Raw genomic sequence first — 8,389 nt, forward strand, 5'->3', positions numbered from 1 at the left:
GAGCTGGGGGCCGACGGGCCTGCGGCGCCGAGCCTCGTCGTCCCGGCGACGGACGACCCGTTCCCGCCGTCGGTCGTCGACGACGACCGGCTCACCCACGCCGTCGTCGACGAGGCTGCGCGTGCGGTCCAGAACGACGCCCTGCGCGCCCACGCGACCCAGGTCATCGTCGCGAGCGAGGACGTGCACGCCCTGTCCAACCTGGTCGCGGCGCGGACCACGGGCCGTGAGGGCTTCCGTCGCGTCGACCCGCTGACCTGGGAGACGGTGGGCGGCGCCGTCGAGCCCAGCGACGCGGGCCTGCTCGCCTGACCCGATCGAAAGAGCAATCCGACCGCCGTCACCCGCTGAGCGGGCGGCGCGCGGCGGGTGCTGGACGGCCAGGGCGTTCGATCAGGGCGATTCGGGGGTCGCCTCTCGGGTTTGGCGACCGACTCGCGTTACCGTCGTGCCACTCGATGTCCCCTTGCCCGGAGAGCCGATGGCCGACGACTGGTACGACGACACGCGCCCCGAGCGTCGCTCGACGCTGCTGCGCCTCTTCGTCGCGGCGGTCGTCCTGGGCGGAGGCTATGCCGGCCTGTGCGTGTGGTCCTCGGAGCACGTCCCGGCGACGGTGTCGGTGGGTGGCATCCAGATCGGCGGCATGACCCCCGAGTCGGCTCGCGCGGCCATCGCCAAGGGTTCGAGCTCGCTGGTCGCGACGCCGATCGCGCTCGACGTGCCCGGGCGCGACAGCCCGGTGCAGGTCGTGCCGCGCGAGGCCGGGCTCACCGTCGACGCGGACCGCTCGCTCGAGGGGCTGACCGGCTTCACCCTCGATCCGCGCGTGATCTGGGGACGCCTGACGGGCTCGGTCCGCGCCCCGTTGCTGACGAGCACGGACGACGACGCCCTGACCGCCTATGTCGACCGGATCGCGCCCACCGTGGCCGTCGCACCCGTCGAGGGCCGGGTGACCTTCCCGGGAGGCGCCGTGGCCGTCGACATGCCGGTCCCGGGGAACGCGCTCGACGTGGCGGCGACGAAGATGGCCCTGCGCAGGGCCTTCCCCGACTCGACGCAGGCCACGGCGGTCATGCGTGAGACTCCGCCGCGGGCGAGCGGCGAGATGGTCGAGCAGGTCGCCTCCGACTTCGGCAGCACGGCGATGTCCGGGCCGCTGACCCTGGTGTCCGGCGCGAAGCGTGCCCAGCTCGCCCCGACGGAGTACGCCCCGTTCGTGTCAGTCGTCCCCGACGACTCGGGCCGTCTCGCGCCACGCTTCGACGAGGCAGCCCTCGCCCGGCTGGTGGCGACCAAGGTGCCCGTGGCGACGCGCGCCGCCAGCAGCGCCCGGTGGGAGTTCGAGGCGGGCAACGGCAAACCCCACCTCGTCCCGTCGGTCGATGGTCTCGCCGTCGACGAGGACGCCTTGGCCGAACGGGCTGTCGCCGCCATCTCCGGCACCAACAGGACGGTTGACGTGAGTGCCTCCCCGGCCCGGCCGCCGTTCACGACGGAGGACGCCCAGCAGGCGGGCGTCACCGATCTCGTCGCCGACTTCCTCTCACCGTTCCCCACGAACGACGCCACCCGCACGAACAACCTCGTCGTGGCCGCCAAGCGCATCAACGGCACGTACGTCCCGCCCGGAGGCACCTTCAGCCTCAACGGGATCCTCGGCGAACGCACCGAGGACAAGGGGTATGCCGACGGCACCGTCATCATCGACGGTCGCCTGACACGCGGCACCGGCGGGGGCATCAGCCAGGTGTCGACCGTGATCTACAACCTCGCCTACTTCGCCGGGGTGGACTTCCTCGAGTTCAGTCCGCACGCGTTCTTCATCCCTCGCTACCCGGAGGGTCGGGAGGCCACGGTCTACTGGCCCACGATCGACAACAAGTGGAAGAACGACACCCGCCACGGGATGCTCCTGCAGACCTGGGTCGAGGGCGGCAACGTCCACGGGAGGGTGTGGAGCACCAAGACGTGGGACATCGCATCGGTCAAGGGCCCTCGTCGAAATGTGGTGCCGCCCAAGACGATTCGCAACGACAGCCTGAAGTGCTACCCGCAACAGGCCAATCCGGGCTTTGACGTGACGGTGACCCGACAGTGGCGACGTCCCGGGTCGAGCGTGCTCGTCAAGAGCGAGCCGGTGACGACGCACTACGTTCCCGAGGACCACGTCATCTGCACGAACCCGAAGGCGAGCCCGCCCTGACGAAGGGCCGCGACCAGTCAGGACGGGTCAGGCGGACGGACGGGTGAGGTAGGTGTACTCGTGGTGCACGCCGAACCCGAGTCCCTCCCAGAACGCCACGCCGTCGGTGTTGTCGGCCGAGACCTGCAGGTAGATGGCCGGCATGTTGTTCTCGCGGGCCACCATGGCGACCGCCGACACGAGCGTCGTCGCGAGTCCCTTGCGGCGGTGGTCGGGGTGCACCCAGAGGCTGAAGATGCCGGCCCAGCCCGGGTGGATCGCCATGCGGGCCACGGCGATGATGCGGTTGCTGTCCGGGTCGTTCACCGACAGGAAGAGCTGCCCGTCGCTGCCCGTGAGGACGGCCTCCGTCGCGCCCGGCACGATCGAGCGCTGCTCGGCATAGGCCTGGAGCCAGTCCATCTTCAGCTCGGCGTCGGCGACGACCGGGACCGAGGCCTCGGTGAGGGGCGGGACCGCGGCGGACAGGCCCGTCATGATCAGCACCCGCTGCCAGTCGTCGCGGCCGCCGCCGACGGCGTAGCCCCGATCCAGCAGGGCCGCGGCGACGGGCAGCTCCTCGACGACGAACCCCCGCTCGCCGTGCAGCTGGAAGACGGTCGGGCGGCCGCGGTCGGAGTACCACTTCTCGACGAAGTCGATGGCCTTGTCGAGGGGCAGGCTCGGGTCGCCCACGACCAGCGCCGAGTTGGCGCGCCCGGTGAATCCCTCCGAGGCGCGCAGCACCCAGTCGCCGAGGCCGCCGCGGTCGAGAGCCTGCCAGCCCTTGGCCATGAGCTTCTCGAGGTCTTCGGCCGAGATGCGCTCGTGCGCGCGACCCGGACGGCTCGCCGGCGGCGGCACGTCCTTGGCGGCGATGACATCGGCGCGGATGAGCTTGACCCGTTCCTTCTTCGTGTCGACGACGAGGAAGTCCTCGTTGCGGGCCACCAGCTCGCCGAGGAAGTCGGTCGCCCCGGCCTCTGCGCCCTCCGCGAGCCGGTAGCGCACGACGACGCGGCTGCCCACCGTCAGCGCCGCGCTGAGCCGGTGCCCGAGGGTGTCGGTGACGTCGCCGACGACCTCGGCCGGCCCGCCCCCGGAGCCGGTCTCGAAAGAGCTCTCGGTGCCCTCGTGCGGGTTGGTCTCATCCGTGGGGCCGTCGGTGGGCTCGCGGTTCATGTCCGGCATAATAGGCGGTGCAGCATCCGCTCCCGAACGCCTCACAGCAGGAGGTCCGCACCCCCATGACCTACGTCATCGCCCAGCCTTGCGTCGACCTCAAGGACCGAGCCTGCATCGAGGAGTGTCCGGTCGACTGCATCTACGAGGGCAAGCGGTCGCTCTACATCCACCCGGACGAGTGCGTCGACTGCGGTGCGTGCGAGCCCGTCTGCCCGGTCGAGGCGATCTACTACGAGGACGACGTCCCCGAGCAGTGGGCCGACTACTACAACGCCAACGTCGAGTTCTTCAACGACCTCGGCAGCCCGGGCGGCGCCGCCAAGCTCGGCGTCATCGACAAGGACCACCCGCTCATCGAGGCGCTGCCGCCGCAGGAACACGACGAGTGACCGTGCCCGTCGTGCCCGGCGCGCCCGTGCGCGGGCTCGACCTTCCGGACTTCCCCTGGGACTCGCTCGCGCCGTACAAGGCGCGAGCGGTCGCGCATCCGGAGGGCATCGTCGACCTGTCGGTCGGCACCCCCGTCGACCCGACGCCCGAGGTCGTACGCAGTGCGCTGGCTGACGCAGCGGACGCCCCCGGCTACCCCCTGACCGTCGGAACCGCCGACCTGCGGACGGCGATCTGCGAGTGGTTCGAGCGCCGTCGCGGCGTCCCGGGCCTCGGCCTCGACGCCGTCCTGCCGACCATCGGGAGCAAGGAGCTCGTGGCGTGGCTGCCGACGCTGCTCGGCCTGCGCGCGGGCGACGTCGTCGGTATCCCGGCCGTCGCCTACCCGACCTACGACATCGGAGCGCGCATCCCGGGTGCGACGAGCGTCGTGGCCCAGTCCTTGACGAGCCTCGGCCCGCTCACTGCGGCGTCCACGCCAAAACTGTTGTGGCTCAACAGCCCCGGCAATCCCAACGGTCAGGTGCTCGGCATCCCGCACCTCCGCAAGGTCGTCGCCTGGGCGCGGGACCACGGAGTCGTCGTCGCGAGCGACGAGTGCTACGCCGAGCTCGACTGGCGCGAGGGGCAGGTCGGCACGGCAACGCCGAGCATCCTGCACCCCGATGTCTGCGGCGGCAACCACGAGGGGCTGCTCGCCGTCTACTCGCTGTCCAAGCAGTCCAACCTCGCCGGCTACCGCGCCGCGTTCGTCGCCGGCGACCCCGCACTCGTCGCCCGCATCCTCGAGGTGCGCAAGCACGCCGGCATGATCATGCCCACGCCCGTCCAGCACGCCATGGCCGTCGCCCTGCGGGACGACACCCACGTGCAGACGCAGCGGACGGCATACGCCAGGCGGCGTGAGCTGCTGCTGGCCGCGGTCGCGCGTGCGGGACTCCGGGTCGACCACTCCGAAGCCGGGCTCTACCTCTGGGCCACGCGCGAGGAGGACTGTTGGGCAACGGTCTCCGAGCTCGCCGAACGCGGGATCCTCGTCGCCCCCGGCTCGTTCTACGGAGCGGCCGGGAGCCGCCATGTCCGGATCGCGCTCACGGCGACCGACGAACGCATCTCAGCCGCCTGCTCCCGGCTCTGAGGCCCGGCCTCCGGCGCCCGGCCTCCGGCGGCCGCGGCAGCATCCCCGGGCGGTGGTGCGGAAGGGGCCTGTTTTCCCGGCGGGCCCGACGCTGGGGTAACGTCGCTCGCGGATACGTCCGGCGATTTGGGCCGGAGTGACAGGAGGCGGAGGAACAGTGACGAAGGCAGTGGACGCGACACTCAAGGTCGCAGACAAGGAACTCACGTTCCCGGGCGTCGGCGCCGTCGACGGCAACGACGGGCTCGGGGTCGGCTCGCTCCTGAAGGAGACCGGCCTCGTCACGTACGACGTCGGCTTCGTCAACACGGCGTCGTGCAAGAGCGCCATCACCTACATCGACGGTGACGAGGGCGTCCTGCGCTACCGCGGCTACCCGATCGCCGAGCTGGCCGAGAAGTCCACGTTCGTGGAGGTCTCCTACCTGCTCATCTACGGTGAGCTGCCGACGCCGGAGGAGCTGACCCGCTTCGAGGACTCCATCCGCCGGCACACGATGCTGCACGAGGACCTCCGCGCGTTCTTCAACGGCTTCCCGCGCGACGCCCACCCGATGCCGGTGCTCAGCTCGGCCGTCTCGGCGCTGGGCACGTTCTACCAGGACAGCCTCGACCCCTTCGACCAGGAGCAGGTCGAGATCTCGACCGTCCGACTCCTCGCCAAGCTGCCGACGATCGCGGCCATGGCGCACAAGAAGAGCGTCGGCCAGCCGTACATGTACCCCGACAACTCGCTGTCGTTCGTCGAGAACTTCCTGCGGATGACGTTCGGCTACCCGGTCGAGCCCTACGAGGTCGACCCGACGGTCGCCAAGGCCCTCGACCTGCTCTTCATCCTCCACGCCGACCACGAGCAGAACTGCTCGACCTCGACCGTGCGTCTCGTCGGCTCGGCCCACGCGAACCTCTTCAACTCGGTCTCCGCCGGCATCCACGCCCTGTCGGGCCCGCTGCACGGCGGCGCGAACCAGGCCGTCCTCGAGATGCTCGGCAAGCTCCACGAGTCGGGTGACGACCCGAAGAAGTTCATGGAGAAGGTCAAGAACAAGGAGGACGGCGTCCGCCTCATGGGCTTCGGGCACCGGGTCTACAAGAACTACGACCCCCGCGCGGCCATCATCAAGAAGGCCGCCGACGACATCCTCGAGAAGCTCGGCCAGAACGACCCGCTGCTCGAGATCGCCAAGGGGCTCGAGGAGATCGCCCTCGCCGACGACTACTTCGTCGAGCGCCGGCTCTACCCGAACGTCGACTTCTACACGGGCCTCATCTACAAGGCCATGGGCTTCGAGTCGAAGATGTTCACCGTGCTCTTCGCCATCGGGCGTCTGCCGGGCTGGATCGCCCAGTGGCGCGAGATGATGACCGACCCCGAGACGAAGATCGGCCGCCCGCGCCAGATCTACACCGGCGAGCCCGAGCGGTCCTACCCCGCCTGAGTCGACCGGCGCCGACCGGCGTCGACCGGCGTCGACCGGCGTCGGCTGGGCCGCCCTCCTCGCACGGCCTCCGGCCCGTCCCCCACCAGCGGGGCGGGCCGGACGCGTACCCGGGGGAGAGGGATGCGGAAGCCCGGTCGTATGCCGTCCGTGTCAACCGAGGTTGATCGTGACCGTCGTGCCGTCCGCTCCGGACGACCACCCGTCGTCGCCGGCCGAGCGCGTCCACGCGCGCTCGCCGATGGCAACCTTCGAGGCGCCGTAGAGGTCCGCGCGCGCCACGGCCCACTGGGCCACGGCCCACGCGGTCGTCCTGTCACGGGTGGTCACGGTCAGGTAGCGATCGCCGGGCCGGACCGAGGTCACGCCCATCTGCTCGGCCAGATCGCTCGCGACGCGCTGGGGGGTCGCGCTCGTCGTCACCGCGTCGAGCCGGCACGTCAGTCCGGCAGGGGAGTGGCCGGTCAGGTTCGACGCGAGCACGCGGCCCTGACCCTCGTGGTCACGGTAGGCCTCGGGGTAGCCACTCTTCTGGACCCGCTGGGCGATCTTGGTGATGTCGGCGGTCTCGTAGCCGGGGTACTTCACCAGCGAGTCGTAGAAGGCGTTCGTCGCGTGCACGGGGTCGAGGATCTGCTCCGCCGTGCCCCACCCCTGGCTCGGCCGCTGCTGGAAGAGTCCGAGGGAGTCGCGGTCGCCGTAGCGCAGGTTGCGGATCTTCGACTCCTGGAACGCCGTCGTGATGGCGATGGTCGCAGCGCGCGGCGGCATGCCACGCTTGACCGACAGGGCTGCGATGAGCGCGGCGTTGCCGGTCTGCTCGGGGTCGAACGTCTCGGTGCTGCCGGCGGCCGTGATCGTGCACTTCGGACTGGAGACGCCCTGGATCAGGTGCCGGGCACCGAACCAGCCGGCCGCGACGACGCCGGCCAGCACGAGCAGCGCCGACAGTCGGCGGCGTCGACGTTGCGCCGCAGATCGTGGCCGGGAGTCGGCGAGGGTCGGGCCCGGTCGTTTGGTCGGCATGGGGTCTGGTCCTCAGGTGGTCCGGCTCTGGTCTGAACCGGGTCGGCAGGCGTTGGTGTGGGTCGGTTCAGTCGTTGTCGTGGAGGGCCGCGTTCAGGGTGATGCCGGTGCCGTTGCGGTCGCGGGCCTCGACCGCACCGGTCACGCTGTTGCGGATGAAGAGCACGTTGCTCGACCCCGACAGCTCCTTGGCCTTGACCACGCTGCCGTCGGGGAGCGCCACCTTGGTGCCCGCCGTCACGTAGAGCCCGGCCTCGACGACGCAGTCGTCGCCGAGGGCGATGCCGATGCCACCGTTGGCTCCGACCAGACAACGCTCGCCGATGCTGACGCGTTCCGTGCCGCCCCCCGACAGGGTGCCCATGATCGAGGCGCCGGCGCCGATGTCGGACCCGTCTCCGACGACCACGCCCTGCACGATGCGGCCCTCGACCATCGACGTGCCGAGGGTGCCGGCGTTGAAGTTGCAGAAGCCCTCGTGCATGACCGTGGTGCCCGCCGACAGGTGGGCCCCGAGCCGCACGCGGTCGGCGTCGGCGATGCGCACGCCCTGAGGCACGACGAAGTCGGTCATCCGCGGGAACTTGTCGACGCCGTACACCGCGACGTGCTGGCCGCGGGCGCGCAGGCGCATCCGGGTCTGCTCGAAGCCGTCGACCGGGCACGCGCCGGCGCTCGTCCAGACGATGTTGGGCAGCGTGCCGAAGACGCCGTCGAGGTTGATCGTGTTGGGCCTGACGAGGCAGTGCGAGAGCAGGTGCAGGCGCAGGTAGGCGTCTGGCGCGTCGGCCGGGGGAGCATCGAGGTCGATCTCGACCAGGCGGACCTCGGTGCGCACGCGGCGCGCCTCGTCGGTGCCGGCGAGCGCGTCCAGCCCCTCGGGGACGGCCGCATCGGCGGGGCGCTCACCGACCGCCGGCTGAGGGAACCACGTGTCGAGCACCTGCCCGTCGTCCGTGRTCGTCGTCAGTCCGTGACCCCATGCGTTGCGCTCCGACATGGCCGCAAGGATATGGGGCTGCGG

At 70.8% G+C, this 8,389-nt stretch carries 7 protein-coding genes and 1 pseudogene; 5 read left to right on the forward strand and 3 right to left on the reverse strand.

Annotation, left to right across the window (positions count from 1 at the left end; translation table 11 throughout):
• Window positions 1-312: pseudogene (locus tag AC1DP0_RS13785) on the forward strand (N-acetyl-1-D-myo-inositol-2-amino-2-deoxy-alpha-D-glucopyranoside deacetylase); the annotation flags it as partial.
• Between the two features lie 136 nt (window positions 313-448).
• Window positions 449-2,209, forward strand: a complete 1,761-nt coding sequence (locus AC1DP0_RS13790; RefSeq protein ID WP_478085120.1) for a VanW family protein — start codon at window positions 449-451, stop codon at window positions 2,207-2,209.
• 27 nt (window positions 2,210-2,236) lie between these two features.
• Here the strand turns inward: AC1DP0_RS13790 and AC1DP0_RS13795 are convergent, their stop codons facing one another.
• Window positions 2,237-3,370 (reverse strand): GNAT family N-acetyltransferase, encoded by a 1,134-nt coding sequence (locus tag AC1DP0_RS13795; protein WP_478085121.1) that lies wholly within the window; start codon window positions 3,368-3,370, stop codon window positions 2,237-2,239.
• Between the two features lie 65 nt (window positions 3,371-3,435).
• Between AC1DP0_RS13795 and fdxA the strand changes: the two genes are divergently transcribed.
• The 3 genes from fdxA (at window position 3,436) to AC1DP0_RS13810 (ending at window position 6,339) form a co-directional block, all read left to right on the forward strand.
• Complete coding sequence (gene fdxA / locus AC1DP0_RS13800) at window positions 3,436-3,762, forward strand: ferredoxin (protein ID WP_020143133.1); 327 nt, start codon at window positions 3,436-3,438, stop codon at window positions 3,760-3,762.
• A 2-nt stretch (window positions 3,763-3,764) separates the two neighbouring features.
• Complete coding sequence (gene dapC / locus AC1DP0_RS13805; protein WP_478085122.1) at window positions 3,765-4,901, forward strand: succinyldiaminopimelate transaminase; 1,137 nt, start codon at window positions 3,765-3,767, stop codon at window positions 4,899-4,901.
• A gap of 157 nt (window positions 4,902-5,058) precedes the next feature.
• Window positions 5,059-6,339 carry a citrate synthase gene (locus AC1DP0_RS13810; RefSeq protein ID WP_478085123.1) on the forward strand — a complete coding sequence of 427 codons (1,281 nt, stop codon included), beginning with the start codon at window positions 5,059-5,061 and terminating at the stop codon, window positions 6,337-6,339.
• A gap of 153 nt (window positions 6,340-6,492) precedes the next feature.
• Here the strand turns inward: AC1DP0_RS13810 and AC1DP0_RS13815 are convergent, their stop codons facing one another.
• Both AC1DP0_RS13815 and dapD read right to left on the reverse strand, forming a co-directional pair.
• A complete protein-coding gene (locus AC1DP0_RS13815) occupies window positions 6,493-7,365 on the reverse strand; it encodes a hypothetical protein (RefSeq protein WP_478085124.1) in 873 nt (290 codons plus the stop codon).
• A 67-nt stretch (window positions 7,366-7,432) separates the two neighbouring features.
• Window positions 7,433-8,365, reverse strand: coding sequence for a 2,3,4,5-tetrahydropyridine-2,6-dicarboxylate N-succinyltransferase (dapD, locus tag AC1DP0_RS13820; RefSeq protein WP_478085125.1), 933 nt, complete (start codon window positions 8,363-8,365; stop codon window positions 7,433-7,435).
• Window positions 8,366-8,389: the final 24 nt, after the last annotated feature.

This window comes from Terrabacter sp. P5_B1 (assembly GCF_056400505.1).